Source organism: Chondromyces crocatus, from assembly GCF_001189295.1.
Lineage (GTDB): Bacteria > Myxococcota_A > Polyangia > Polyangiales > Polyangiaceae > Chondromyces > Chondromyces crocatus.
Window position 1 is genome coordinate 3334961 of sequence record NZ_CP012159.1, and the last position, 25524, is coordinate 3360484.

The 25524-nt window shown below is 64.7% G+C and carries 17 protein-coding genes; 10 read left to right on the plus strand and 7 right to left on the minus strand.

Features of this window, described 5'->3' with window-relative positions; translation table 11 throughout:
• Positions 1 to 5: 5 nt before the first annotated feature.
• Positions 6 to 812, minus strand: coding sequence for a sigma-70 family RNA polymerase sigma factor (locus CMC5_RS12415; RefSeq protein WP_082362420.1), 807 nt, complete (start codon positions 810 to 812; stop codon positions 6 to 8).
• 228 nt (positions 813 to 1040) lie between these two features.
• The gene (locus tag CMC5_RS12420) at positions 1041 to 2159 is read right to left on the minus strand and encodes a peptidoglycan L,D-endopeptidase MepK (protein WP_245678413.1); all 1119 of its coding nucleotides are present in this window, start codon (positions 2157 to 2159) and stop codon (positions 1041 to 1043) included.
• Positions 2160 to 2475: 316 nt separating this feature from the next.
• Between CMC5_RS12420 and pilM the strand changes: the two genes are divergently transcribed.
• From pilM to CMC5_RS12445, 5 genes are all read left to right on the plus strand, one after another.
• Positions 2476 to 3537, plus strand: coding sequence for a type IV pilus assembly protein PilM (pilM, locus tag CMC5_RS12425; protein ID WP_050430607.1), 1062 nt, complete (start codon positions 2476 to 2478; stop codon positions 3535 to 3537).
• Positions 3534 to 4175 (plus strand): PilN domain-containing protein, encoded by a 642-nt coding sequence (locus CMC5_RS12430; RefSeq protein ID WP_050430608.1) that lies wholly within the window; start codon positions 3534 to 3536, stop codon positions 4173 to 4175. Before pilM ends, CMC5_RS12430 begins: the two co-directional genes overlap by 4 nt.
• The gene (locus tag CMC5_RS12435) at positions 4175 to 4834 is read left to right on the plus strand and encodes a type IV pilus inner membrane component PilO (RefSeq protein ID WP_050430609.1); all 660 of its coding nucleotides are present in this window, start codon (positions 4175 to 4177) and stop codon (positions 4832 to 4834) included. Before CMC5_RS12430 ends, CMC5_RS12435 begins: the two co-directional genes overlap by 1 nt.
• A gap of 128 nt (positions 4835 to 4962) precedes the next feature.
• Positions 4963 to 5535: a pilus assembly protein PilP gene (locus tag CMC5_RS12440; protein ID WP_245678414.1), complete on the plus strand. Its 573-nt coding sequence runs from the start codon at positions 4963 to 4965 to the stop codon at positions 5533 to 5535.
• Positions 5536 to 5687: 152 nt separating this feature from the next.
• On the plus strand, positions 5688 to 7955 hold the full coding sequence (locus tag CMC5_RS12445) for a type IV pilus secretin PilQ (RefSeq protein ID WP_245678415.1): 2268 nt from the start codon (positions 5688 to 5690) through the stop codon (positions 7953 to 7955).
• A gap of 11 nt (positions 7956 to 7966) precedes the next feature.
• Here CMC5_RS12445 and CMC5_RS12450 read toward each other — a convergent pair whose 3' ends face one another.
• Positions 7967 to 8956: a LysR family transcriptional regulator gene (locus tag CMC5_RS12450; protein WP_342673944.1), complete on the minus strand. Its 990-nt coding sequence runs from the start codon at positions 8954 to 8956 to the stop codon at positions 7967 to 7969.
• A gap of 180 nt (positions 8957 to 9136) precedes the next feature.
• On the opposite strand from CMC5_RS12450, the gene CMC5_RS12455 reads away from it, so the two are divergent.
• Complete coding sequence (locus CMC5_RS12455; RefSeq protein ID WP_281180851.1) at positions 9137 to 10948, plus strand: serine/threonine protein kinase; 1812 nt, start codon at positions 9137 to 9139, stop codon at positions 10946 to 10948.
• A gap of 177 nt (positions 10949 to 11125) precedes the next feature.
• Here the strand turns inward: CMC5_RS12455 and CMC5_RS12460 are convergent, their stop codons facing one another.
• Both CMC5_RS12460 and CMC5_RS47485 read right to left on the minus strand, forming a co-directional pair.
• Positions 11126 to 12088 (minus strand): PEGA domain-containing protein, encoded by a 963-nt coding sequence (locus CMC5_RS12460; protein WP_050430614.1) that lies wholly within the window; start codon positions 12086 to 12088, stop codon positions 11126 to 11128.
• A gap of 466 nt (positions 12089 to 12554) precedes the next feature.
• Positions 12555 to 13343, minus strand: coding sequence for a hypothetical protein (locus CMC5_RS47485; protein ID WP_245678416.1), 789 nt, complete (start codon positions 13341 to 13343; stop codon positions 12555 to 12557).
• Between CMC5_RS47485 and CMC5_RS47490 the strand changes: the two genes are divergently transcribed.
• Together CMC5_RS47490 and CMC5_RS12470 are read left to right on the plus strand one after the other, a co-directional pair.
• The gene (locus CMC5_RS47490) at positions 13299 to 13739 is read left to right on the plus strand and encodes a hypothetical protein (RefSeq protein ID WP_245678417.1); all 441 of its coding nucleotides are present in this window, start codon (positions 13299 to 13301) and stop codon (positions 13737 to 13739) included. The genes CMC5_RS47485 and CMC5_RS47490 overlap by 45 nt on opposite strands.
• A 34-nt stretch (positions 13740 to 13773) precedes the next feature.
• Positions 13774 to 15600 carry an NAD(P)/FAD-dependent oxidoreductase gene (locus CMC5_RS12470; RefSeq protein WP_050430616.1) on the plus strand — a complete coding sequence of 609 codons (1827 nt, stop codon included), beginning with the start codon at positions 13774 to 13776 and terminating at the stop codon, positions 15598 to 15600.
• A gap of 241 nt (positions 15601 to 15841) precedes the next feature.
• Here CMC5_RS12470 and CMC5_RS12475 read toward each other — a convergent pair whose 3' ends face one another.
• Positions 15842 to 16447 carry a TetR/AcrR family transcriptional regulator gene (locus tag CMC5_RS12475; RefSeq protein ID WP_050430617.1) on the minus strand — a complete coding sequence of 202 codons (606 nt, stop codon included), beginning with the start codon at positions 16445 to 16447 and terminating at the stop codon, positions 15842 to 15844.
• A 114-nt stretch (positions 16448 to 16561) separates the two neighbouring features.
• On the opposite strand from CMC5_RS12475, the gene CMC5_RS12480 reads away from it, so the two are divergent.
• Entirely contained in the window at positions 16562 to 17659 is a 1098-nt protein-coding gene (locus tag CMC5_RS12480; protein WP_050430618.1) for a Gfo/Idh/MocA family protein, read from the plus strand.
• Between the two features lie 434 nt (positions 17660 to 18093).
• Positions 18094 to 20067 (plus strand): protein kinase domain-containing protein, encoded by a 1974-nt coding sequence (locus CMC5_RS12485; protein WP_063796265.1) that lies wholly within the window; start codon positions 18094 to 18096, stop codon positions 20065 to 20067.
• A gap of 119 nt (positions 20068 to 20186) precedes the next feature.
• Here CMC5_RS12485 and CMC5_RS12490 read toward each other — a convergent pair whose 3' ends face one another.
• Positions 20187 to 25514 (minus strand): trifunctional serine/threonine-protein kinase/ATP-binding protein/sensor histidine kinase, encoded by a 5328-nt coding sequence (locus CMC5_RS12490; protein WP_050430620.1) that lies wholly within the window; start codon positions 25512 to 25514, stop codon positions 20187 to 20189.
• Positions 25515 to 25524: the final 10 nt, after the last annotated feature.

A 25524-nucleotide genomic window follows, 5' to 3' on the forward strand; every position in this document is an offset into this window, starting at 1 on the left:
GCTCGCTAGGCCGCGCTGAGCATGCCGCGCAGGCGCCCCAACGCTCTCGCGTGGAGCTGCGAGACCCGTGGCTCGCTCACGCCAAGCTCGGCGCCGATCTCTTTCAGCTTGGCACCTTCAAAGTAGTACATCCCGACCACGCGGCGCTCTCGCTCGGGTAGCTTGGCGATCGCGGAGGTCAGCGCATGACGCTCGCTGTGAGCCACGAGCGCCTCGGAGGGATCCTCGCCGTGGGCCAGGTGGGTCGACTCCTCTCCTGGGGTCATCTCGTGCAGCGGCACGAAGCTGGTACCTTCGGAGCCCGACGCCGTCACCGCTTCGCGCGCGCGCCGTGAGAGCCAGTCCTGTGCGCGCAATTCGTCCACGATGGCGCCGCGGATCCTCATGCGTGCGTAGCTCGCGAAGGCTTCACCTTCGCTGCCACCGTTACGCCGTATGGAGTCGAGCAAGCCGAAGATCCCTGCTGCGAGAAGATCGTCACGCTCGACGTTCGCTGGAAGGCGACGCGAGAGCTGTCGAACGAGCTTGTAGACGAGCGGCAGGTACCCCTTGAGCGCTTCGGGACATACATCGTCGTCGACGCGTTCGGATTTCTGCGGTCGCGGTGTCGATGGTCGAGCGGTGTCGAGCGCACATGCCAGGGGTGGCGTCGTTCGGCGCGAACGGCCATCGTGATTGCTGCGCGTTCTGTCCCTTCGAAACGATGCGCTTTCGGGAGGGATGTCCTCCTCCGCGCGAGCCTCTGAGTACTGCCAGAAAGGTTCCGCGACAGGCATGGTCACCCCTCGGGGCAAGCATTGCCCCTGCTGCATTCGGGTCAAACTCGTCTCTAGTGAGCTAGATTGGTGACGCAACTCTCCTTCAACGTGCAGGGAAGACGCATGTGTGTAAAGCCCGTTCCTTTGATCAGGTGTGGATAATTTTCACGCTTGCCACGAAGGACGCTCGGTATCTCCGAGGCTCCACTTCGGGCGATTGAGTGACGGGAGTCCTGGCAGACTCACCTATCCTCCCACCGGCGACGGGTTCTTCCGATCCGACTAGTTTTCTCGGCCGTAAACTTCGCCCTCTGCGGAAGAGGGGGGTGTCTCATTAGACCCGGAGTCGCCGTCATTGCGAGGGGCCTGAGCCATGTCGCTCGTGCCCTCCGACTCCTCGGGTTGGGCACCTTTGTGACGGTACCGAGGGGCCTCACCAGGGCGTGAGTAGTCCACCCAGTAGGTCTTCGCTGAACGTACATCCAGGTGAACAAAAGATGAGTTGGGGTAATATCCAACCCCTGCATTTCGGAAGGTGCGACAGAAATCGCGCACGACCGTGTTGGGGATGCCGACGATGGAGAAATCGATGGCTCGACCGTGGTTGTGGTTCGAGCGGGGTGTGTACTGCGTCGGTGAGTAGGGTCGATACCCGCTGACGACGCGGATCGTTCGCCCGCCGAAGTGGTCGCTGACCATGCCCAGCAAGGTAGCGAGGCGTGGATCGATGGGGATCTCACCCTTGGGAGAGCGAAGCAGGTGGCTGAGCTTGGGGAGTACCTTGGGGTTCAGGCGTCCATTGCGCGTCAGGAGCTGGATCTCGAGTTCCTCGGTGTGGCGTATCAGGCGAACGAAGCCCGGGCGCTTGGGCTTGCGCACAAGGCTCTCGTCCTCTTTCTCGGTCTTGCCGCCTGACTTGCGATCGTCTTTCTTGCCGCCTGAGCCGGAGCCCTTGGGCTGCTCGCCCTCTGCTCGAGCATCCTTCCCCTTGCGGGCAGGTTTCTTCGCCTCTTCTTTCAGGGCTTCTTCTTTACGGAGTGCGGCTGCGCGACGCGCTGCTTCGGCTTCTTTTCCTCGTTCGGGGATGATCAGCCGCTGGCCGGGACGAAGCTGTTCACTGGGCTTCAGGTTGTTCACCTCCCGGATGATGTTGACCGTCGTTCGGTAGCGTCGGGCGATGGCCACCAGCGTGTGACCTCTGGCGACGACGTGCTCCACGGGCGCTGCCTCCGCAGTGAGCGCTGTCGCTGAGAGGGTGAGGCCGAGAAGTCCGGCAATCAGCAAGCGACTGAGACGTGCCTCACGTGGCTTCCGGCCGATCCCCGGTTCGGGGGAGTGAGCTGCTGCGGAACCGAAGATTTTCGAGAGCAGGGTAGGCAGTGACACGCGGTCGATCTCCACGTCCTTGCTGCACCGTGGAGCAGCCCTGGACGTGCTACCCTGACCGGCAGGTGCGGCATCTGCCACCAGGTCTGCCTCCGGGTCGGTCGCTGGGGGCCGGCTACCGCGCCGCGAAACACCGCTTCGATAAGCGGGCAGAACGTGAGCGTAAAGCGGAATTTTGCCCGGAGATCGGTGGAGATGCGAAGCTCGCTGCGTGGGTCCGAGATTGGCACGCACACCCCTTGCTCCAGATGGGATCTGGAGCAAGAGCGGGCCAACTCCTCCCTGAACATCAGTCAAGCGGCGTCCGCGTAGCGGAGCCAGGACGGGCGGGATGTCGGAAGGCAAGAACCTGGTCGGGGTCGATATCGGATCGAGCGCGATCAAGGTCTGTCAGGTCAAAGAGAGCAGGAAGGGATACGGCCTCGTCCGGGTGGGGTACGCCCCGCTTCCGGCGCAGACCATCGTCGACGGCCACGTCATGAATGCTCAGGCGGTGGTCGACGCGCTGGGGAAGGCGTTCCAGGAAGCCAAGATCCGCCAGAAGGAAGTGGCGCTGAGCATCAGCGGGCAGGCGGTGATCATCCGAAAAATCACCGTTCCCCTGATGACCGCTGCCGAGCTGGACGAGCAGATCCAGTGGGAGGCAGAGCAGCACATCCCCTTCGACATCAAGGATGTTCACGTCGACTACGAGGTGCTGCGACGTCGCCCGGAGGCTGGGCAGATGGACCTGTTGCTCGTCGCCGCGAAGCGCGACGAGATCAACGACTACACTCAGATCGCCAAGAACGCGAAGCTGAAGCCCATGGTCGTCGACATCGACGCCTTCACTGTCCAGAACCTCTTCGAGGTAAGCCGCGGGATCCCCCCCGATCAAACGTTCGCGATCATCAATGTCGGCGCCAGCCTGGCCTCGATCAACATCATCTCCCGCGGGGTCAGTGCGTTCACGCGCGACATCGGCAACGGTGGAAACTACATCACCGAGCAGGTCCAGCGGCGGCTCGGCGTCAGCTTCGAGCAGGCCGAGGAGCTGAAATGTGCGAGCGTGACGGCCGGTCCTGGCGGCGTCCCGGGCCAGGTGCTGGAGACGATCGAGCAGGTGTGCGACTCGATCGCCGGAGAGATCCAGCGCTCGCTGGACTTCTTCCTGGCCACCAGCGGGGAGGGGGAGATGCACCGTATCTTTTTGACGGGTGGATCGTCGAGCCTCCCGGCGCTGGCTGCCGCCGTGGGGAGACGCTCCCGGGTAGCGGTGGAGCTGATTCAGCCTCTCGAGCGCATCGCCGTCGAAGCGAAAGAAGTCAACACTGAGCTCCTCCGCCTCCGGGCGGCGCAGTTTTGCGTCGCGCTCGGACTCGCGCTGCGGAAAGAGCGGGAGAAGCGCCTGTGATTCGCGTAAACCTCCTACCGCAGCGGCGTGGCCCCAGGACGGCGCCGCAGGCCAGCCAGCGGTGGCTCCTCGTCACCCTCGGGGTGGTCATCGTCCAGGTCGTGGTCCTGTTCTGGTTCCATCAGACGCAGGTCGAGGAACTCGACGAGCTGACCCGGCGGAACAACGTTCTGCAGCAGCAGATCAACGACATCAAGAAGCTCGTCTCCAACCATGACGAGATCAAGGCCGCGCTCGCGGTCCTGCGTGCCCGTGAGGACGCCATCGCGAAGCTGCAAGCCGGGCGCAGTGGACCTACGGCCGTGCTGCTCGAGCTCGCGCAGATTCTCACGCCGGGGAAGGGGCCGACCGCCGATCCGGACAAGCTGGCGCAGCTCCGCAAGGAGAACCCCCTGGCTGTCTACAATCCCTCGTGGGACACGCGGCGGCTGTGGATGACGAGCTACATCGAGTCGGACAGGACCGTCAGGATCGAGGGCCTCGCGCGCGACGGTACGGACGTCTACGAGCTCGCGCAGCGCCTCAAGCTCTCCGAATACTTCCATGACGTGCAGCTCCTTCCGGGCAAGAAGGAGAACAACAAGACCGAGAAGATCGAGCTGGTGTCCTTCGCGCTGCAGCTGAAGGTGAGGTACTGATGGCCCAGAAGACCACGACCACGCAGGCGGGGCTGTCGCTGGACAAGCTATCCCCCGTTGCGAAGGTCGCCATCGGCGCTGTCTTCGTGGGGCTGATCGGCGCTCTCTACTTCGTCGGGTTCTACACCGAGGTCTCGTCCCAGATCGAGAATGCGCAGAACCGGACTACATCGCTCCAGGCGGAGATGAGCAAGGCTCAGGCCTCGAAGGATGCGTACCAGAAGGATCTCGACGAGAAGACGCGCCGCGAGCAGCTCTCGCGCGAGCAGAAGAAGATCCTTCCTGACGAGTCCGAGACGCCAGCGTTTCTTTCGGCAATCCAGGGGGTGGCGACCGTCTCAGGGGTGAACCTGACGTCGTGGAGCCCAACCGAGGAGAACCCGCAGGAGTTCTTCGCGAAAGTTCCCATGAAGCTGTCGCTCACCGGGAAGTTTCACCAGGTGGCAAAGTTCTTTTACGGGGTCGGTCAGCTCGATCGGATCATCAACGTCGAGAACATCCAGATCAAGAGGCCGCCGGGAAACAAGGTGAAAGGGGAGGAGGTCGAGGTCGAGGTGGAGTGCCTGGCCACGGCATTTAGGGCCGTCAGAGCGGGCGAGGGGGCTGGGATCAACCCCAAGCGTCAGCAGCGTGGCGCGCCGAAGCAGGGAGGCCACTAGTGACCACCGACATCCTTCGCGCGAGCCGTCGCTCCCCGCGACGCTTCGCACCCCGTTCCTGGCTGCTTGGATCGCTCTTCCTGCCACTGACGGCGATCATCGCCGTGGGCTGCGGCGACGAGGAGGTCGTGACGAGCCCGCCCTCCACGGCGCGGCCGGCTGGCTCTGCTCCAGCGCGACCCCAGGCACGTGCGGGGGCTCCTGGGGTAGTGGATGCCGGCGCGGACGCCCAGGCGGAGGCCGAGTTGCCGCCGCTTCCTCTGCGTGATTTCTCGGAGGCCGATTTCTCGGAAGGAGATCGAAGCAGAGATCCGTTCCGCAGCTTCGAGTCGCTCTTCGCTTCGCAGGCGAAGACGCAGATCATCTCCCAGCGTCAGGTGATGGTGGACCGGTACGCGCTCGATGAGCTGAAGCTCGTCGGTGTGGTCAGTCGCTCTCCGGCGCGTGCGTTGCTCACCGATCCAACAGGGCTCGGGTGGGTCGTGAAGATGGGAGACTTCGTCGGCAAGCCCGAGATCGTCCACACTGGCGGCCCTGGCGGCGTAGACGTGGCCATCAACTGGCGAGTGGATCGCATCCGTGAGGCGGATGTGGTCTTCATCCGCGAGGCTCCGGGCAACCCCGAGATCCCTGCGACCACGCGCGTGGTCGCACTCCGCACGGCCGAAGAAGAGGCCAGCGTCCGTCAGGGAAACCCTTGATTGCCACGAATTAGGCCGGTTCGAGGTCGTCAGAGTAGCCTCCGCGGCGTGGGACGCAGGTGCGCGTCAACACGAGCGGGAGTGCAATGAACAGCAAGCGAGAGGGTCGCTCACAAAGGGGCGCGCTATGTCGGGCGCTGGCGATCGGAGCAGTGCTAGCCGCTGGCTCCCTCGTCGGTGATGCCGCCGCGCAGGCCGCCGCGATCCACATCCGCGACGTCAAGCTGACGGCGCCGACAGAGGAGACAGCCGAGATCGTCGTGGCCACCAGCGGGATGCCACGGTTCTCGGCGCGGGTGGCCGATGGCGGCAAGCGTCTGCTCATCGACCTCGAGGGGGCCGACGTCCAGGGAGCACCGGGGGCCATCACGGAGGGAAACCGACTGGTGGGCGGGGTGATGACCCAGTCCTTCGCAACTGGAGGCCAGAAGACCACGCGAGTGCTCGTGCAGCTCGCCCGCCCTGCCGCATACCGGATCCGGGCCGAGGCAGGGGCGCTGACCGTGAACTTCGAGGCGGCGGCGCAGACTGGCCCGATGGCTGCACCCACCGTGACCACCACGGCGGCTCCAGTCGAGTCCGCGCGGCCCAGCGGAGCGACTGTCTCTGATATTCGTTTCGATCATCGGTCGGGGCACGACCGGATCATCGTCGAGATGACGGCCATCCCGAGCTTCACGCAGTCGAGCCCGGCGCCCGGTCGCCTGGTGCTTGAGCTGAAGGGAGCGCGCCTCCCTGATCGGCTCCAGCGGACCCTCGATGTCGGAGCCTTCGGCGGCATGGTTCGGTCGATCTCCAGCTTCCGGCGCAAGAGCGATCCATCCCGGGTCGTGGTGGAGGTCGACGGGCGGGATGGCGCCGCGGCATCGGTGGCGCGTGAAGGGAACTCGCTCGTCCTCACGGTGGCTGATGGGCCCGTCCACTCCATGCTGACCGGCAAGGGGACCGACGGAGGCGTGGCTCGACGGGCGCGGGTGGTTGCGCGTGAAGACTCGCTCGACGAGGGCATGCCGCGGGTGAGCACCACCTTCGAAGCCGCCGCGAGTATCCAGGAGGCGACTACCGAGCCCGACCAAGCTGATGCCTTCGTGCCCGCTTTCGCCGGTCAGCAGAGACGCTTCACGGGCCGCCGGATCGATCTCGATCTGAAGGATGCGGACATCCACAACGTGCTCCGCCTGATCTCGGACGTCGGTCGGGTCAACATCGTCACGGCGGACAACGTGTCGGGTGCCGTTACGATCCGGATGCGCAACGTCCCCTGGGATCAAGCCCTCGAGACCGTACTTCAGGCCAAGGGGCTCGGCATGGTGCGACAGGGCAACATGATCCGGGTCGCTCCCATCGCGGATCTGAACAAGGAGCGTGAGCTCGAGATCGCGCGACGCAAGAGCGAGCAGCAGCTCGCGCCTCTCGAGACCAGGCTGATCCCTGTCTCCTACGCTGAAGCTGGAGAGCTGCAAGCGCGGGCCAAGGACATGCTCTCACCGCGCGGGTCCCTCGCCGTCGACGAGCGCACCAACGTGCTCATCGCAAGGGATGTAGGCGGTAACCTGAACCAGATCGAGGAGCTGATCCGCGCACTCGACACCCAGACGCCGCAGGTGCTGATCGAGGCGCGTGTCGTCGAGGCCACGAGCAGGTATACGCGTGACATCGGTATCCAGTGGGGCGGGGATACGAGCTTCAGTGCTGCCACGGGCAACCCTACCGGGCTGGCATTTCCGAACCGTATCGGCCTCGTCGGTGGCGCGAGCGACGCGAACACCCAGACCGGTGGTCTATCGCCGTTCGTCACCCGTGTGCCCAATCCCAATTTCGCCGTGAACCTTCCCGCGACGGTTGGCAGTGGCCAAGGTGGTGCCCTCGGTCTGACCTTCGGTTCCATCAACAATGCCGTGAACCTCGCAGTCCGTCTCAGCGCGGCCGAGGCGAGCGGCATGCTTCGGGTCATCTCCAGCCCGCGCGTGCTCACGCTCGACAACCGAGAAGCGCGTATCAGCCAGGGGACCCTGATTCCCTTCTCGCAGGTCAGCGCGCAAGGCGTGCAGACGGTCTTCCAGGAGGCCAAGCTGCAGCTCCTCGTCCGTCCGCATGTCACGGCCGATGGCAGCGTCGCCATGCACGTGAAGATCAACCGCGATGAGCCCGACTTTACGCAGACCTCGGCGCGCGGCGATCCGACCATCCTCAAGCGTGAGGCGGAGACGGACCTCCTGATCATGGATGGGCACACCGCGGTGATCGGCGGCATCTTCACCCGCAACACCGGCCGGAACCTCGATCAGATCCCGCTCTTCGGTGACATCCCGGTGATCGGCGTACTCTTCCAGCGTCGTCGTGCCAGCGACACGCGCAGCGAGCTGGTCATCTTCCTGACCCCCCGCATCGTCAACCGCGCCGAGGCCCTGGGGCGGTAGCCTTCGCCGCCCTACCCTCGGCGGCGTCGGCCCCCGACGGGGACTGGCTGCGAGGCCGCAGCGACCTGCCGGCGCAGCCAGCGGTGGGCGGGATCCGCCTGCACACGATCATGCCAGGCCATCGCGGTCTCGACCGCTGGCAGCTCGAAGGGAAGCTCGAACGTCCGCAGCCGCATCCCCGTGGTGAAGGCGGCAGCCAGCCGCTGGGGGACGATCGTGACGAGATCGGAGGCCGCGATCACGTGCGGCGCTACCAGGTAGTGCGAGACCGTCAGCGCCACCTCTCTCGTGAGCCCGCGTCGGGCGAGGAGCTCGTCGACGGGATCACGACCTCCTGGAGGCGCCACGACCAGATGTCGCATGCCGAGGTAAGCGTCCATGTCGGTGCGCGCGCGGACCTGCGGGTGATCTACGCGCGCGAGCCCCACCAGGGAATCCAGGTACAGCTCCGAGCGCTGGATATCGCCTGCCAGATCTCCATCCGTGAAGGTGCCCAGGGCCAAGTCCAGCTCCCCGCTCCGGAGTCCCTCGACGATACGGGCATCTCCGAGGCGCACACTGTGGATCGTCACCCGTGAGGCCTCTTGTGTGCACAGCCGTTGAAGGTGGGGCAGCAGAAGCATCTGCAGCTCGTCGGCCGCAGTCAGCTTGAACGTTCGCGCGCTTTCACGCGGCTCGAATGCCGCCGGGCGCTCGCCGAACAACCCCTCGAGTCCTTGCACCAGCGCAGCCACGCGCCCTGTCATGGCTTCGGCACGATCCGTCAAGGCCATCTCTCGGCCCACCCTCACCAGCAGCGGGTCGCCCAGCGCTTCGCGCAGCCGTGTCAACGTATGACTCATCGCTGGCTGGCTCAGCCCCACCCGCCTCGCTGCCCGCGTGACGCTTCGTTCTCGCAGCAGCGCGTCAAGAGCGACCACGAGGTTGACGTCGATCGCCGAGAGACTCATCCGCCCATACGTTTTGTGGGCGACAGATCGTGCCCCATGGTCACGTTTCATGAACCCCGATCAGCCAAGCATGAGAGAACGAGCGAGATGTCTGCGCCCTGCATACATCAGCGGCTCATCATCCAGCATCGATCATCTGTCGAAGCTGGATAACTACAGATGACACCGGCTGCTGCGGAGCGCCGCGCCGCTTGACGGCAGCGTGCCAAGGGCTGACCATCCTTCGTTGTAGTGGAGCCCGAAAATCCAAAAGGCCCGGAGCTACGCTTCGGAAAATATTCACTCATTGCCACCCTGGGGCAGGGGGGCATGGCGGACGTCTTTCTGGCGGTCACCCAGGGGCCCGCGGGCTTCAGCAAGCTTCAGGTGATCAAGCGTCTGCGCCGCGCGGACATCGGAGATGAAAACGACATCATCACGATGTTCCTCGACGAGGCGCGGCTCGCAGCGCGGCTCAACCACCCGAACGTCGTGCAGACCAACGAGGTAGGGGACGTCGAGGGAGAGTACTTCATCGCGATGGAGTACCTCGACGGGCAGCCGCTGAACCGCATCCTCCAGCGCATGCGGATCAACGGGCGCGTCGCTGGGGCGCGCGGTGAAGCCATTCTGCTCAAGGTCATCGCCGACACGCTCGCCGGTCTTCATTACGCGCACGAACTCTCCGACTACGACGGCACGCCCCTTCATGTCGTCCACCGCGACATCAGCCCTCACAACATCTTCGTCACTTACGAGGGGCATACCAAGGTCGTCGATTTCGGCATCGCCAAGGCGGCGACCCGGTCTAGCCAGACCACTACCGGCGTGCTCAAGGGCAAACTCTCATACATGGCGCCCGAGCAGGCCCGCGCCAAGTCCGTCGATCGGCGCGCGGACATCTTCGTCATCGGGATCGTCCTGTGGGAGATCCTTGCTGGTGTGAAGATGTGGAAGGGCCTGGGCGACATGGAGATCGTCAACAAGATCTTCAACCAGGAGCTTCCACGGCTGACGGACTACCGCCCTGATCTCGACCCCGAGCTGGTGCAGATCATGGACCGGGCGCTCGCCTACGATCAGACGCAGCGTTACACCACCGCGGCGGAGTTGCGCGCCGACATCCTCGGCTACCTCGACAGGTCAGGGCAGCGCGTCTCTTCCGAGGAGACTGGAGAGCTCGTGGCGAGCCTCTTCTCCGATCGTCGTTCGCGTCTCCAGGCGGTCATCGACAGTCAGCTCAAGCGCCTGCGTTCCGGCAGCGCCTCGCTGCTGGACATGAACAGCATGCTCCCGCCGCCCTCTACGAGGTCCTCTTCGTCCAGCGGATCTCAACCGCTCCCGAACCTCGCTTACCCGACCGCGGAGGGCTCGGGCGTCACGCAGCAGGTACCTCAAGCGCCACCGCCCCCCTCTCCTCCGGTCCGCAGGATCCTTTTTCCTGCCCTCGCTGGCGCTGTTTCCGCCGGCGTCGTTGCACTGCTGGTGTTGCGTGGACAGGGGCCAGAGCAGGCGCCCCCGCCGCCGCCCGCGGCGGCAACCACCGAACTCGCCGCTCAGCTCTCCGGGTCAGCACAGCCCTCGGCTGATGCGCTGGCGCTCCCGAAGACCATCGAACTGCGCATCTCTGCGGCTCCTGCTTCCGCCAAGTTGTTCCTCGACGATGTCGCTCTCGGAGCAAACCCGTTCACGGGTCGCTTTCCGGCCGACGGGGCGCGGCATCTCGTCCGAGTAGAGGCGCAAGGCTACGCGACCCAGAAAGAGTTCGCGCAGTTCGGTGACGACGTCACGATGGAGTTCGATCTCGAGAAGAAGAGCGCGGCCACCGTGAGCTACAGACCGCGCCGGGCGTCGACCCAGCCAGCAGACGAGCTGCCCTACGAGCCGACTTCCGCGGCCACTGCTGACGACAGCGCAAAGGCTGCGACGACTGCAAAGCCAAAGCGTTCACTCAGCGGCAGCGATCCGTGGTCAGGTTCCTCGGCGCCTGCCGCCACGACCCCGACCGACGCTGCCACGAACAAGCCGAAGCGAACCCTCAGCAGCGATCCCTGGGCGAAGTAACCTCGCCAGCGCTGCACCGTATGGCGACGCCACGACCTCGAACGGGGCCGTGGCCGTGCGCCTCGTGCCGGGAGCGTCGCCTGAGGCGCTCTCGAGCGCGTGCCCTTCGTGCTGGGGAGCCGCCTACGGGCCCACTGGGCTCCAGAGGCTCCCCTCCCATGACCTCTCCAGGTCAGGTCAGAAACGTCCCATCACACTGAGGCTGCCTGGACCCACCCCGACACGCACCGTTTCAGGCTTCTTGGCCGCCGTGACCGTGACGTAGACCGAGACCGCTGCAGCCACCACGGTTGCACCGAGCAGGATGTCGGTGGCGAGCGCGAAGGTCTTCACCTTGTCTCCTCCACTCTGCAGATCCTGTACCGACACGCCCATCGTATCGAGCTTGGTCGACTGATCGCTCGAGGCGGTCAAAGCGAGGACACCCGTCACTGTCGTCGCCGCGGCGAGGGCACCTGTCGTGATCCACATCGCCGTGGGTAGGGCGCTGCCTCCACCAGACGAAGGCTGCGATGGCGCCCCTGGCGACGCATCGGATTGCTCTGGCGCCTGAACGCCACCCTCTCCCTTCGGCTCCGCCAGCTCCAGGCTCACGTCGAGCGCCTCGAGCCCGGCGATCTCGACTGTCTTCGTCACCGGAGAGAAGCCCGAGAGCGTTGCGCCGACCTTCCTGCGCCCTGGCCTCACCAGCACTGGCTCTGCCAGCGGAGCCTTGCCGATGGGGACATCGTCAACTGCGATCTCTGCGCCCGGGCGGCTTGCGGTGATGCGCAGCGTACCGACACGCCCCTTGAGTTTGTCGATCTCACGCTGCACCTCGTCTCGCTGCTGGGAAGAGATCTCGCTCCTGCCATCCTGCAAGAACTTGGTGAACGTCTTCAAAGCGTTCGGATAGTCCTGGAGCTGGTAGTAGACCTGACCGATGTCGTAGAGCAGGCGGAACGTCGGCGCGAGCTCGTAGGCTCGTCGCAGCTCGACGAGCGCGGCCTGGAAATCGTTCTCTTCGTACAGCTCGCGCCCGCGCTGGAAGCGCTGCTTGGCCTCCTCGACGGCTGCCTTCGAGGGCGCCTCCTGAGCAAAGGCGGAGCCACTCGTCGTCGCCAGAGCGAGGGACAGAGCGACAGCGATCGAACGGGCCATTGAACGTCGCAGCATCATGGAGGTCGGACTCATCGAGGGCGCCTGGAGTGCCAGTTCAGGCACGCTAGACGATCCCGGGAGCGCGTCGCAAGCCTGTCTGCCGCAGCTATCGAGGAGGCTCGCGGACGCATTGCGCAAGGCGCCGAGGCTCCCATCTTTCGCCCGTCGGAGGCGTGCGCCGACCCCACTTCACCGGCACCACCTCACCCACCTTTACGCCTCGCCTGGGCTGTCCCCATGGCCCGCCCACTGCTAGCGTCGACCTCGACCTGACCAGGATGCCCATGGAGAAGCAACGCTTCTGCACGCCACCGGCCCCGGCGCTCGAACGATGAACACACCCGTCTTGCTCGGGGGGATCGACGTATTCCACCTCATGAATGACCGCGCGATGCGCGGCCGAGGACTGTCGGGGAACGACTGTCTCTTCGTGGTCGAACTCGGGGGCCGCCTCGATCCGGACCAGCTACAGCGTCGCCTCGATCGGGCTGTCGAGGTCGTCCCGGAGCTCCGCTGGCGCCTCGACGTTCCTCTCTTCGCCCGCCCACGGTGGGCCTATGAGCCGCAGCGCGCCGCCCCTCGTGTCAGGGTGCACGACGTCGACACCGAGGCCGAACGCCACGTCCTTCTGGAGACTCTCCTCGCAACACGGGTCGGTGGTGCGCGGGTCTGGGAGATCGACCTCGTCCGCCGCCCCGGCGCGGGAGACACACTCGTCCTGCGCCACATTCACTCCCTGGTTGATGCACGTGGTGCTGATCGTCTGGTCCGCTGGCTCGGATCCGGACACGCCGACGAACTCGAAGATCCTCCCCTGCCCGAGGAGCGCTTTGCCCACTCCGAGCGTGCCCTCCAGCACCTCGATCGCAATGCCCGCCTCGACCTCGCTCGCACCTACAAGGCCCACGTGTTCGCCGTCGGCGAGCGTCCCATCAAGTCTCTGGCCGCCGTCTCGCCCCCCCGCGGCGCAGCCATTCACCCCCGCGTGCACCGCCTCATCCTCGACGCTGACGAGACGAACGCCTTCGACCGCCGCGTCCGGGAGCGAGCCCGCCTCGCGGAGACCAGCCTCATGCTCCTCGCCTCGGCCCGCCTCCTCGACGGTGCCCTGCGTGCGCGCGGACACGCCCTGCCCCACCATGTCCTCCCCGTCCCACTCTCCCTGGATGCGAAGGTCGGCGCCCGCAGGCTCCTCGGCAACCACCTCTCCATGCTCCACTTCTCCCTCGACCGCGACGATCTCGCCGATGAGCACCGCGCTGTCGTACACCTCGCCGAGCAGCAACGCGTCGCCATCCGCGAGAAGCTGGACCTGGCCATGCTCGCCGCCCTCGATCTGGCCCGATGGCTTCCTGGCTTTGCCTACGGCTGGCTTCGGGACAGCCCCTTCCAGGGCGAACTCTCCTCCATGATCTTCTCTAACCCGGGGCCCATGACGATCACCTCCTTCGCTGGTGTACCCGTCGCAGATGCCTACCCCCTTCCCACCGTGGTCAGCCCCCCCGGATTTCAGGTCATCTTCAGCCGCTTCGCCGGCCGCCTCTCCGCCAGCATCGTCCACACGGCGGGGGTGCTCGACGAGGTGGAAGCGCGCACCTTGCCCCGGGCTCTCCGCGCCGATCTGCTCGGTGAGCCGGCTCCTGCTCCCTGACGCCTCCGCGCCGAAAACGGTGTAGAGAGGCGCCGTGCGCGCCTACGACGTCGTGATCATCGGTAGCGGCATCGCGGGAGGATTCCTCGCCCGCCATCTCCGCAGAACCCTTCCTGACCTCTCTGTCCTCGTCCTTGAAGCCGCAGAGACGATCGAGGACTACAAGGTTGGCGAGAGCACCGTCGAGGTCGCCGCCAGCTACATGATCCGCCGCCTCGACCTCGGCACCTACCTCTATCAGCACCAGCTTCCCAAGAACGGCCTCCGCTTCTTCTTCGACAGTCCCGGCAAGGACCTGCCGCTCCAGCGCATGAGTGAGATCGGCTCCGACCATCTCCCGTACCACCCCAGCTTTCAGCTCGAACGCGCCAAGCTCGAGCGTGACCTCGTGACCATGAACCGCGCCGACGGTGCCGATGTCCAGCTGGGCGCCAAGGTCGTCGACCTCCGCATCGACGGCGCGGGCAGCCACACTGTCACCTACGAGCAAGCCGGAGCCCGCCACGAGATCACCTGCCGCTGGCTTTGCGATGCCTCGGGACGGCGCCATGTCCTCCTCCGCAAGCTCGGCAAGAAGGTTCACAAGGAGACACGCCTCAACACCGCCGCCGCCTGGGCCCGCTACCGCGGTGTCGCCGGTCTCGACGCCGTTCGCGATGACGCCTGGCGCAACCGCGTCCGCTACACCGCGCGCCACCTCTCGACGAACCACCTCATGTACGACGGCTACTGGATCTGGTTCATCCCGCTGGCCGGAGACCTCATGAGTGTCGGCGTCGTCTACGACAAGGACCGCCTCGCCGCTCTCGGCACCCCGGCTCCCAGGAATCGTGCCGATTTCGAGCGCTTCCTCGATGGTCACCGAGCCGTCCGCGATTTGCTCTCCCAGCCGGCCCGCGCCGACATGGAGGATTTCCAAGCGTACGCTCACCTCCCATACCACGCTGACCTGTACTTCTCGACGGACCGTATTGCCGTCACTGGCGAAGCCGGCGCCTTCACCGATCCCTTCTACAGCCCCGGCTCCGACTTCATCGCCACCGCCAACGAGTTCATCGTCAGCATGATCTCCTCAGAGATCGCGGGCGAGCGTAGCGCTTTCGAGGAGAAGGTCGCGGCCTACGATGCCTATTACCGCTTCAAGTACGAGAGCACGCTCCTGCTCTACGCCCGCATGTACCCTATTTTCGGGTCTTTCGAGCTGTACCGGCTCAAGTACCTGCTCGATTTCAATAACTACTACAACCTCGTCCTCTGGCCGTTCGTCGCCGGCCGCGTCACCGACGTCGCCTGGCTACGTGAAGAGCTACGCCTCACCGACTACGTCCTCCGCGCTCTCTCCACCATGGGGGACCACTTCTCCACCCTCGCCGCGGACCTCCATCGCCGCGGCGAGTACTTCGCCTGCAACGAAGGCCAGTGGGCCAACGGCTTGAATGGAGTCTCTCAGCTCCAGCGCCGGATCACGCCCAACTTCGATGGGACCTTCCGGCGTGACCAGATCGATCGTGCCTACGGCAGCGTCTCCGCGGCGCTCCTGGAGCGTCAGATCGGTGCGACCGGCCTCAGCAACCGCGCTCCTCTCGTCTCCGAGTTGAGCCTCCGCGAGATCCTCCGCATCAAGGAGTTCTCGCCCGAGGCCGTCGCCAACCTCTCCCGGCGCATCGGAGACAAACTCACCCAGAAGCTGCGCCAGGATCTCCCCACCGCGGGCATCACCGGTGTCCATCTCGACCTCGCCAGCCCCTCGCCCATCATCCAGGGTCCTGCCGAGGACAGCGACGAACACGCCAGGGCCCACGCGCGCGCTCAGGCCCTCTGGGATACGCCAGCCGACTCCCTCGCCCACGTGGTCTTGTAGTCCCCTGCGCTTCCGAGACCCTGGAGCCTGGGGAGGAGTGGCCCGCGTTCCGCCCCGCCGTTCCAGCGAGCCCTACGGCCTGCACCGCGCAGCCCACTTTCGGCAGCAGGGCCGCGTCGTACAGCGCCATCTGGGGCGGAGCCGACGGCCAGGCGCGGACAGACGTGGCCGCTTCGTCTCCACCGTTCTCGCCGCTCGACCCGAGAACAGCTCGAAACGGCTTCCACCTGAAGGAGGCGCTTCAGCCCGCTCCCCGAGGACGTAGCCCCTCGAACAACAGGGCAAGCAGTCGCCGCATGCGCCCCTTGTCCCCGGGTGCTCTCTCCGCGGCGAATGCGATGGCCATCACCATGCTCTCCACATCCGAAAACGGAACCTCCTGCCGGATCTCTCCAGCCTTCTGCGCCCGCTCCAGCAGCTCTGCCCCCGCAGCCCTCGCCACCTCACAGGCCGACGTCAGCCCCTCCAGCGTCCCCCCCAGAGATGCTGCCAGACCGCAGTACGTCGACGTGTGCTTGATCATCAGCTTCATCCACGCCGCCAGCCCCTCGCTCGCACTCTCCGACCCGAGCAGCGCCTTCCCCTTCTTTCCGATCAGGGCCAGGCGGTCTCCCAGCGTCGCGAGCAGCAGCGCATCCCGCGTGGGGAAGTGCCGGTAGAGCGTCCCGATCCCCACCCCTGCGCGCCGCGCGATGTCATCGAGGCTCGCCGCCGCTCCCTGCTCCGAGAAGACCTCGTCGGCGACCTCCAGCAGGCGATCTCGGTTCCGCTGCGCGTCCGCCCGCAGGCGTGGTGCCGCTGCCGTGGAGGGGGGAGGGGACTCTGCCGATTTTCTGGCTGCGACCATCCAGGACCTTGCAAAACGGAGGATGCCTCCGTATTAAAAACGGAGCAATCCTCCGTTTTCGAAGAGCCGCCGCCGCGGCTGCTCGTGCGCGGAGCTGCGCCCTGGAGAGAATCGATGAGTAAGTCGAACATAGCGGGCAAGATCCGGGTCGGCGTCATCGGCGCGAGCCCTGGCACGAGCTGGGCGACCCTCACCCATCTGCCTGCCCTCAAAGCCCTCCCCCAGTTTGAGCTCACCGCGGTCAGCACCACCCGGAAGGCCAGCGCGGACGAGACGGCACGCGCCTTCGGCGTGTCCCACGCCTTCGACGACGCCCGCGCCCTCGCCGAGCACCCCGACGTCGATCTCGTCGTCGTCTCCGTCCGCACCCCCGAGCATGATCGCCTCGTCCGCACCGCCCTCGCTGCCAGCAAACACGTCTTCTGCGAGTGGCCCCTCGGCGCCAGCGTCGCACAGACCGCAGCGCTCCATGAGCTGGCCGAGTCGACCGGCGTTCGCACCGTCATCGGCCTCCAACGTCGCCTCGTCCCCAGCGTTCGCTACCTCCGCGACCTCGTCGCCGAAGGCTACATCGGCAAGATCCGGTCCGTGGCCATCCGCGCCTCGGCCCCGGTCCTCGGTGCCTCCCGCACCGCTTCTGCTGCCTACACCGCCGATGTCTCCAATGGTGCCAACGTGCTCACCATTTTCACGGCCCACTATCTCGACGTCGCCCTCGCTGCCTTTGGTGACATTCGAGAGATCTCCGCCGTCGTTGCTCGCCAGTTCGACGAAGCCACCGTCCTCGAGACCGGCGAGAGCATCCCGGTGACCGCGCCCGACCAGGTCCTCCTCAGTGGCACGCTCCATGGTGGCGCCGTTCTTTCTGCCCATTTCGAAGGTGGCAAGCGCAATGGAAGCGCCGTCGCCTACACGATCACCGGGACCGAAGGCGACCTCGCCCTCTCGGATGACCTCACCCTCTCCGGTGCTCGCGGAGACGGCCAACCGCTCGAACCCCTCCCCATTCCCGACCGCTATCACTGGGTCCCCACGACGGACCTTTCCCTCCACGCTCAGGAGGTTGGCAACCTCTACGCGGCCTTCGCTCGGGATTTCACCGAGGGCACACGGCTCGCTCCTTCCTTCCGCGATGCCCTCCACCTGCATCGCCTGCTCGACACCTTCGCGGAGTCCTCCGTCAGCGGGCAGCGCAAGACGTGGACGCCTTGAACCAGACGCTCGCTACAATCTCTCCTGATCGTCGTTGAGCGCGTGGCCCTGGGGTCGAGACGCGGTAGTCGCCGTCCGAAAACGCATTGTCATCGACGACCATGAGCGATGTCTCCGGCGTCCATCCTCCGCCGGATGAGATGACCGCGAATTTCCGCACCCATCGCGCAGCCTCGAAGACGCAGCGAGCTCTCCAGGCACGCTCCTCGGTGTAGGGAGCTGTGATTCCTGGTATCGGCCGAGGCCGTGGAACGCTGTGCAGAACCGCTAGCACGTACTGCAGCCGACCGACTTCCAGGGAATGACCATTGCGGTAGGAGGAGAGACCGCGAACCTTCGCACGACAATGGGTCGCCGGTACGCTGCGACAGCCAGCTTTGCCTGACCTGGGTTCGTTGACAGTGTTCGCTGCGCGCCTGTACCCTCGTTTCGGCATGGCAGAATCCACGGTTGCCGGTCGGTATCTGCTCAGACGCAAGATCGGTGAAGGGGGAATGGGCGAGGTCTGGGAAGCGGAGGACGTCAACCTTCGACGCCTCGTGGCCCTGAAAATGCTGAATCAGGAGCAGCTGGATTCGGATGAGGCGCGGGCTCGCTTCGAGCGCGAAGCCATGGCCATCGCGCAGCTCCGGAATCCGCACGTGGTGCAGGTTCATGATTACGGGATCAATGAGAACTCCCCCTATCTCGTGATGGAGTTCCTGGAGGGGTACAACTTACAGCTGCTGCTGGAGCAGCGTGGTCGCTTCCCGTTGAGCATGACCTCTTCCGTCATCGTGCAGGTGGCCAGAGGTCTCGCCGCTGCGCACGCGGTAGGAATCGTGCATCGCGATCTGAAGCCGGCGAACATTCTCCTCGCCCGAAACGACACCGAGGACATCGCCAAGATACTCGATTTCGGTGTGGTCTCCTGGGGGGCGAGGAAGGACCAGCTGGCAATTACGTTTCCGGGCGCGTTGATAGGCACCCCGGCCTACATGAGCCCCGAGCAGATCCGTGCTTCCCGGGTCGACCACCGGAGTGATCTCTGGTCGCTGGCAGTCACCTCCTACGCATTGCTCACCGGCAAGTTGCCATTCGATGGCCGCTGGATGGGCCAGCTCGTCGTACGCATCTGCAGCGAATCGTTTCCTCGGCCTTCATCGCTCATTCCAGAACTACCGCCAGCGGTCGATCTCTTCTTCGAGCGAGCCCTCGCCAAGGACCCGGCCCAGCGCTTTCAGTCCGCGTGGAGCATGGCCAATGCCTTTGCTTCCCTGACCGACGAGGGCCAATCGCACACGGCGAAGATTCTGGTCGTGGACGACGAGCCCGACATGATCCTTCTGGTCAAGCAGTGTTTCCGCAACCAGCTCCGTGACGGCACGTATGAGTTCATCTTTGCTGGCGATGGCGAGCGTGCGCTCGAAGTGCTTCGGGACCATCCGGACATCGACATCGTCCTCACCGACATCAACATGCCTCGGATGGATGGGCTCACTTTGCTGAAGAGCCTCGGTGAACTCCACCCCCATGTTCGGGTGGTCGTCATCACGGCCTACGGCGACATGCAGAACATTCGCACTGCCATGAATCGAGGCGCGCTGGACTTCCTGATCAAGCCGCTGGATCCCGACGATCTGGTATGCACGGTCGACAAGGTGTTCAAGCAGGTGAGTGCGCTGCGCAAGAATGCCCGCTCCGGTCAGGAGAACAGCTTGCTGAAGACCTTTGTGAGCCCCTTGGTCGTGGAGCGACTCAATCTCCCAGACCGATTCGTGCCCAGCACCGTCGAGGAAGGGACAGTGGCATTCCTCGATATTGCCGGTTTTCACGAAATGACGCGTGAAAGGTCGCCCGAAGAGATGGTCAGGCTCCTCAATGCCAACTTCGACGTCATCGTTCCCGAACTGACGATGCGAGGGGGGGTGGTGAGCCGCTTCGTGGGGGACGCCCTCATGGTTCTTTTCAGGGGGAAAGACCACCTCCTCACGGCGCTCGACGCATGTCTGGCCGTACGCTCACAGCTCGCGACGTTGAACCTCAGGGCTGGGGCACAGTCGCCCTTTGCTCGCGCGCTCTCCATCGGCGTGGCGACGGGGCCCATCATTCTGGCCGAGATCGGCTCACGATCCAGTCGGCAGCTCGACTACGTCACACTAGGCAGCGTGGTGAGCATGGCGGCCCAGCTCGAAGCCATGGCGAAGCCGAACCAGATTCTCCTGTGCGGGACGATGGGCGACGAGGTGACCTCGTCCTTCTCTCTGGTAGAGCGGGAGTGTCAGTCCCTGGCGGGAGCTCGAACTCCGGTGCAGATCTTCGAGGTAAAGCAGCGCCACTCCCCTCCAACGCTGAGAGAGTTCCCTGTTCCTGCTGGCGACGTCGATACCGTGACGGCGGAGGCCCCGCTGCCGACGACGGAGGGCTGAGGTTTCGTGACCGAGAACAGGCGCTCACCGAGCGGTACGCCCTGGAAGAGGTCACGTCTGTCCGGATTTCCCTCCCGCCGACCTCGGATTTGAAAAGGAGATTCACCCTCGTCTCTCCCTCATTTGGGGAGGCGGACGATGAATTCAGCGAAAATCCCTTCTTCCGACTCACAGCGCAGCAGACCACCATTCCCTTCCGTGACGATGGTGTGGCAGATCGACAGCCCGAGCCCGGTCCCTTCTCCGGGGGGCTTGGTCGTGAAGAAGGGGTCGAAGATCCGGGCGCGAATGTCTCGAGGAACCCCTGAACCATTGTCTCGAATCCGGATTTCGCAGCAGTCTTCTTCATTCCGAGTGATGACTTCGATGCGTGGCTCGAAGCCCAACGGGCATTCGCCGGCTCTCTGTGTCACGGCATAGCAAGCATTGTCGACGAGGTTGATGATGACGCGACTCACCTCCTGGGGCACGATGCTCACGAGGCCGATGGAGGGGTCGAGGGTCATTTCGATCGCGATCTCGCCTGTCGAGGTGCGTGCGCGTGACCCCTGGTAACCGATGTTGACGTACGTTTCCACGAGGGTGTTGAGGTCGACCCACTGACGAGCACCGCGATCGTCCCTCGAATGGTCGAGCATCGAACGGATGATCCCGTCCATTCGCCGGCCATGCTCACCGATCTTTGTCACATTGACCTTCAAATCTTCGAGCGCCTCGTCGAGGCGTGCGAAACGACCGGCACTGGAGACCCTGCCCGACGGCAAAAGCCCATCATGGATTTCATCGACGAGAGCAGCCGCGAACCTTGCGAAGTTGTTCACGAAGTTGAGAGGGTTACGCAGCTCGTGGGCGATTCCAGCAGCGAGCGAGCCGAGCGACGCCAGACGTTCCTGTACGAACATGCGATCCTGGGTCTCGCGCAGGTGAGTCAACGCAGTTGCAAGCTCCTCATTCTTCTTCCGGAGCTCCGACGTTCGCGACTCGACCCGCTGCTCCAGCGTGTTGTAGAGCGCGGCGTTCTCGATGGAGATGACCGCCTGTGTCGAGAGCATCTGCAGGATCCGGATGCGGGCGGGCGTGAATGCCCCTTTGAGCAGGCTGTTCTCGAGGTAGACGAGCCCACGCCGCCCCCCGGGGCGACCGAGCGGGAAACACAGAACGGATCCGATCGCGTTCCGGATGGTGCATGGGTCGCCACTGAACCGCGGGTCCGCCGAGGCGTCGTCCACCACCAAGCTCTCCTGTGAGCGCGCCACGTAATGAATGATGGATGCGGGGAGCCCACGGTGACCTCGGGCCATGAGTTCGGCCACCGGGATGGATTTCAGCACGATGGCATTCTCTTGCGTCACCGCTTTCTCTCCCTCGATGACCCATTTTTTGCCTTGCTCCATGAGCAGATAGCCAACCGTGGCCCCGCTCGTTTCGAGAAGGATTTGCATGAGGCGCGCGAGGAGACGGTCGAGTTCGATCTCGCGTGAGAGATCCTGTGACGCATTCAGCACCGAGACCAGATCGAGCACATCGAAGTCGAGCTCTCTGCCTCCCGTCTCCGTGGCCGTGGAACCGGACGACATCCCCGCCGCGACGAGCGGGACGACGCCAGGGTACTCTCGTTCGAGCTGCCTCGCCTTGGTGACGGCGCCCCACCGCAGAAACCCTTCATGCGCATCGCGCAGGTGCTTTCGTGCGAGCTTGTGCTCCCCTCGGAGGATGTAGAACCGACCGGCGAGTTCATGCCCGATGGCTGCCTCGTGCCGATAACCGCTCCTGTCAGCCAGCTCTGTGCCTCGCGTGAATGCAGCGCGGGCCGCCTCGTGGTCGCCCAGCACACGCGCGCGCTCGGCGGAGATCAGCAGCAGTTTGTGCTCATAGTTGGGTGGGTGGTGCTTGCACCATTGCTCGATCTTGACGAGGCTCTGGGCTACGAATCCGAGCTTCCGCTCTCGGTCCCCGTTTTCGGCGCGCTCGTACAGTGCCAGGTACGAAAGAGACTGAATGAAGGCAATGAAGGTCGCAGCCAGCGAATGCTCGGAGCCTACAGGATAGCTGGCCAGCGTGTCGGCGCTCGCGGCGGCGTGGTCATGCTCCCCGAAGAGATAGTGGAGAAGCATCTTGCAGAAGTGATAATGAGACATCCCCCCTGCGTCACCCGTGGCCCGCTGGTGTGGTACCCGCTCCGCTTCCACGTAGGCGGGACCTCGGAGCATCGTCAGATCCCCCGTTTTTCCGATCAAATTCAGGCTCACCTGGATGTAGAGACGCAGCCAATCGCAGACCATCGGCTGCTGAAGCCGCTCGCACAGCCGAGCGTATCCCTCCATGTCGGCGAGCAGCGGCGAGAGGTCTTCGCCGGAGAGAAAGCGCGCCAGGCACAACCCTTGCGCGGCCGCAGCAGAGAAAAACAGACTGCCCGCTTCCAGAGCGAAGCGGTGGGTGTTCGACAGCATCTCGGCGAGATCGCGCAGATGCCTTTCCACATGGACGAGGTGGTATCCGGCCACGTAATAGGTCTGCGATCGAAACTCGCAATTGGCAGAGCGATCGGCGATGCGTAGGGCCACGTGGCCCAGCCGGCAGGCCTCGTCGATCTCGTTTCGAGCGAGCAACAGGGATCCGAAGAGCGCGTAACCGAAGGAGGTGTGTCGCCCGACGCCGCAGCGAAGCGACATGGCTACGAGCTGGCACACGGCGATGGGGTAAACGCTCGCCCCTCCGGTGCCCGAGCTACTGATGATCTGGCTGAGGAGGAACATCGCCGTGCAATCCACGGGATTGCGGCACTCGCTCAGGCCCTCGAGTTCCTCGACGGAGTGTGCCTTCAAGCTCCTCAAGTTTCTTTGGATCTCTCTCTCCACCTCTTCCGGCGTCGGGTCCTGTGGCAGCTCGCAACCGAGCCGAGCGAGGGCCGCCAGGTAGGTCCGGAGCGCTTCGGTGACCCGCTGTTGGGAGAACAGCACCTGCCCATCCAGGGAGAGCTGCCTTACTTCATCGAGCAATCCCTGGAGTCGAGGGCGAGCGACCTCCGACAATTCCCGTGCGGCCTCGATGTCACCACAAGCGATCGCTGCCTCCAGGGCGGTCATGTAGAGATCGCGGGTCAGCTCGTAGTGGTCGCTCCAGTCACCCTCCTCGATCAGGAGGATCCCCGCGCGTCCATAGGAGAGCGCTTGCTGGGCGGCAGCGTTGTCGCGCGCTTTGCGGGCGGCCCGAAGGTTGAGGGCAGCGAGATCGAGCAGCTCGTGACGATCGTCGATGGCGATCCGCCCTTCATTGAGCAAGCCGACGATATCGAGCAGTCGATGGGATTGCCCCTCACTCCCCTCGGCCTGCGCGAGCTGTCGACCTATCGTCCGAGCCAGGCGCGCCCTGGCCTTCGCGCCCACCATGGAGAGCGTGGCTTGCTGGATCCGATCATGGGCGAAACGCCCCTTCAGAAGCGGACCCACTTCGATCATCTGCGCCACCGACGCACTCTGGGGCACGAGGAAGATCAGCCCCTCGATCACCGCAGGCCACGACGTGTGACTCACCTCGTCGATGGAACGACCGCTCACGAGCGCCAGGGTGCCGAGCTCGAACACGCTGCCGAGACACGCCGCGAACAGGAGCAGCTCCCGCGTCTCTGGGCAAAGCTGTCGCAGCCGCGCTGTCATCAAGTCGACGAGGTTGTCCGTGACCCCATGCGCGCGCATGCGATCGACGCTCCATCGATAGCCATCGTCGTGTGCCTCGATGGCCCCGTCGGCATGAAGAGAGGTGAAGAACTCTCGCACGAAGAAGGGATTGCCGGCAGTTCGGGAGAGCAACAGCTCCGCGAGGGGTTCGCCCGCCTCGCGTGGAATCGAGAGCGTATCGGCGACCATCTCCTTCAGCTCGGGCAACCCGAGGGGCGATAGGCATACCCTCTCGACGCGTGCGCCGCGGGCCTCGATGGCGCGGAGTGCCAGGGCGAGGGCCTGGGCGTCCAGGATCTCTTCATCCCGATGGGCGCCGATGATCAGGAGCGCGAGGTCTTGCTCCACCCGGCTCAGGTGCTCCAGCAGCTTCAATGCGTCGGCGTTGGCCCACTGGAGATCATCGAAGAACACACACAGCGGATGCTCTGGCGTGGCAACCGACGCGAGGAATCCCGTGACCGCCCGGTTGAACCGGTAAAGGTTCTCCGGGTGCGAGAGCGTGGGCATCTCGGGATGCTCTCCGAGCAACCGCGCGAGGCTCGGGCACAGCTCCGTCAGAATGCGCGCGTGCGATCCGAGTGTATCTCTGGCGCGTTTCTGGAACTCCAGGACGTGCTCTTCGCTCTCGGCGAGGAGCTGATCGGACAGCTCGCGGAGCGCCTGCTTCAGCGCGGCGTGGGGATCCTCGTGTCGGTACTGATCGAACTTTCCCGCGATGAAATACCCTCTCCGTACTGTGATCGGCCGATAGACCTCCCGGATGAGCGACGTCTTGCCAATCCCGGAGGGCCCTGACACGAGCATGAGCACGACGCCGCGGAGGGAGTGCTCGAACGCCGTCAGCAAGGTCTGTACATCGGCGTCGCGTCCGTACAGCTTCTGGGGCAGCTTGAACGTCGTTGGGCGATCCCGGCGTGCAATCGAGAAAGGCGCGATGTCCCCGTCTTTTTGGAGCTGCTCGAGGCACCTGGCCAGGTCGGCACGGATACCTTGCGCCGACTGGTAGCGACCCTCGGCGCTCTTGGCCATCAGCTTGAGGACGATGGCTGCGAGGACTTCGGGCACCTCCGGGGTCGACAGCCGTGGAGAAGGAGGCTGGCGCGCGATGTGTGCATGAACCAGCTCGATGCCGTCGCCCGATGTGAATGGAAGGTGACCCGTGAGCAGCTCGAAGAGCGTCACGCCGAGGGAATAGTAATCGGCTCGGTAATCGATGGGCCGGTTCATCCGGCCCGTTTGCTCGGGAGCCATGTAGGCGAGGCTCCCCTGGAGTCCTCCTGGACTCGTGAACGTGGAGCCATGCTCCGGTAACAACGAGGCGAGACCGAAGTCGATGAACTTGATGGTCTCATCACCTGACCGCATGGCGATGGTTGCGGGCGTCAGATCGCGGTGGACGACGCCTCGCTGGTGGATCGCCTCCAGAATTCCCACCACGTCGATGGCCAGCGTGACGACCCGCGCGATGGGCAGGCTCCCTGCCACGCCCAGTGCATCGAGCGGAGACCCCGTGAAATCCTCCAGCAAGAGCGCTGCTCGACCCCCCTCTTCCACGATCCCGTGGCACCTGAGTACCCCGTCGATGTCGAGCTCACCGAGGATGGTCTCTTCGTGTCGGAGCGTCGCGAGCTGCGCTTGTGAGGGGGTGGGCTCCCGGAGCACCTTGAGCAGGACCGCGAGACCATCCGAACGACGTCTCGCTCGATAGGTCGTCGTGCGTGACCCCTCTCGCACCCGTTCGAGAACGTCACAGCCGCAGATCTCCATCCCAACCCCC

What these genes read in the sequence shown, in the direction of transcription:
- CMC5_RS12415 (WP_082362420.1), bottom strand. Translation starts at nt 812, where the DNA reads ATGCAGCAGGGGCAATGCTTGCCCCGAGGGGTGACCATGCCTGTCGCG.
- pilM (WP_050430607.1), top strand. Translation starts at nt 2,476, where the DNA reads ATGTCGGAAGGCAAGAACCTGGTCGGGGTCGATATCGGATCGAGCGCG.
- CMC5_RS12435 (WP_050430609.1), top strand. Translation starts at nt 4,175, where the DNA reads ATGGCCCAGAAGACCACGACCACGCAGGCGGGGCTGTCGCTGGACAAG.
- CMC5_RS12450 (WP_342673944.1), bottom strand. Translation starts at nt 8,956, where the DNA reads ATGAAACGTGACCATGGGGCACGATCTGTCGCCCACAAAACGTATGGG.
- CMC5_RS12460 (WP_050430614.1), bottom strand. Translation starts at nt 12,088, where the DNA reads ATGGCCCGTTCGATCGCTGTCGCTCTGTCCCTCGCTCTGGCGACGACG.
- CMC5_RS47490 (WP_245678417.1), top strand. Translation starts at nt 13,299, where the DNA reads ATGCTCCACTTCTCCCTCGACCGCGACGATCTCGCCGATGAGCACCGC.
- CMC5_RS12475 (WP_050430617.1), bottom strand. Translation starts at nt 16,447, where the DNA reads ATGGTCGCAGCCAGAAAATCGGCAGAGTCCCCTCCCCCCTCCACGGCA.
- CMC5_RS12480 (WP_050430618.1), top strand. Translation starts at nt 16,562, where the DNA reads ATGAGTAAGTCGAACATAGCGGGCAAGATCCGGGTCGGCGTCATCGGC.
- CMC5_RS12485 (WP_063796265.1), top strand. Translation starts at nt 18,094, where the DNA reads ATGGCAGAATCCACGGTTGCCGGTCGGTATCTGCTCAGACGCAAGATC.
- CMC5_RS12490 (WP_050430620.1), bottom strand. Translation starts at nt 25,514, where the DNA reads ATGGAGATCTGCGGCTGTGACGTTCTCGAACGGGTGCGAGAGGGGTCA.